The 1,507-nt window shown below is 72.5% G+C and carries 2 protein-coding genes; one reads left to right on the plus strand and one right to left on the minus strand.

Annotation, left to right across the window (positions count from 1 at the left end; translation table 11 throughout):
* Positions 1-33 precede the first annotated feature (33 nt).
* On the minus strand, positions 34-1,074 hold the full coding sequence (gene rsgA / locus AB0C29_RS47975; RefSeq protein WP_360834992.1) for a ribosome small subunit-dependent GTPase A: 1,041 nt from the start codon (positions 1,072-1,074) through the stop codon (positions 34-36).
* Positions 1,075-1,282: 208 nt separating this feature from the next.
* On the opposite strand from rsgA, the gene AB0C29_RS47980 reads away from it, so the two are divergent.
* On the plus strand, positions 1,283-1,507 hold a 225-nt coding region (locus AB0C29_RS47980), incomplete at its 3' end, for a maleylpyruvate isomerase N-terminal domain-containing protein (protein WP_360834994.1).

The following is a 1,507-nucleotide window of genomic DNA, read 5'->3' on the forward strand; positions in this document are numbered from 1 at the left end:
ACCGCGGGCACCGGTGAATTGTGCCAGAGCCGCTCAGCGGCGCGGCCTGCGCCGTGACGAGCTCGCGGCCTGCGCCAGCCGCGCGGCCCGCCGGCTGCTCTCGACGGCGACCTCGCGGTGCAGCTTGCGCCAGCTCTCCAGGCGTCGCGGCAGCAAAGTCCCGTCGGCCAGCGCCGCCGCGACCGCGCAACCCGGCTCGCCGTCGTGACCACAATCACCGAAGCGGCATTGCCCGGCCAGTTCCGTCACGTCGGCGAAGGCCCGGTCGAGACCCGCGGCGGTGTCGAGTAGACCCACCCCGCGGATGCCCGGGGTGTCGAGGACCGCTCCCCCGCCGGGGATGACGACCAGATTCCGGTACGCGGTGGTGTGCCGGCCCTTGCCGTCAGCGCGCCGGATCTCCTGGATGCCCATCACCTCGGTGCCGGCGAGGGCATTGACCAGCGACGACTTGCCTGCGCCGGAGCGGCCCAGCAACGCCAAGGTGCGGCCGGGGGCGACGTATTCGCGTAACGCCTCCAGGCCGGTGCCGCGGTGCACGCTGACCGGCAGGACGCGTACCCCGGGCGCCAGCTCGGCGAGCTGGCGCGCGACCGCCTGCGGATCCCGCGCGGTGTCGCTCTTGGAAAGCACGATGACCGGCTGCGCGCCGGACTCCCAGGCCAGCGCGAGCAGGCGTTCCAGGCGGGCGTCGTCGGGCTCGGGGTGCATCGGCTCGACGACCGCGACGGCATCCATGTTGGCCGCCAGGACCTGGCCGACGGAGTCCTTGTCCGAGGTACGGCGGATCAGCGCGGTGCGCCGCGGCAGCACACAGTCGACGGTGGTACGCCGGTCGGGCCAGCGCCGCAGCACCACCCAGTCACCGGCGCAGGGCAGATTGGCGGGATCGTGGGCGGCGCCGAGCAGCACACTGCCGGCCAGGCTGGCCCTGGTCACCCCGGACGGATCAAGAACGGTGCAGACGCCGCGGTCGGCCCGCAGCACGCGGGCGGCGGTGGCGTCGGGACGGTCGAAGGGTCGATAGGCGGACGCGAGTGTCTCGTCCCAGCCCAGCGCGGACAGGTCAGACATGAGAACCCTTAGGGTGAAGGGGAGGCCGCGCCGACAGGCGTCAGGCGGCAGCCTCCGGGCGAAGCCGGAACGCACGAACGACGAACAGCACGATTCCCACCCCCTCCGTGATCGTCTGGCGCGTCTGCACCGACGGTACGGACGCCGCTACGGCCGCGAAAGCGAATTCCGTGGCGCCCGCGCCGGGGCCACCAACTAGGGTCGTCTCGTGACGGTTGACCCGCTTGTGCTGATGACCGATGTTGACCAGGCCACGGAGCGTCTGATCCGTACCGCTGAGGGGTTGGAGGACAGCGCGATGAGCGCGCCGTCCGCGCTTCCCGGCTGGACCGTCGGTCATGTCCTGACCCACGTGGCCCGCAACGCCGACGCCTACACCAACCTGCTGACCTGGGCCCGCACCGGCGTGGAGACGCCGGCCTACGCCTCGCCG

This window comes from Actinoplanes sp. NPDC048791 (assembly GCF_040650095.1).
Classification (GTDB): domain Bacteria; phylum Actinomycetota; class Actinomycetes; order Mycobacteriales; family Micromonosporaceae; genus Actinoplanes.

Excerpts from the sequence above, each read along its gene's own strand:
- rsgA (WP_360834992.1), bottom strand. The coding sequence starts at position 1,074 with ATGTCTGACCTGTCCGCGCTGGGCTGGGACGAGACACTCGCGTCCGCC.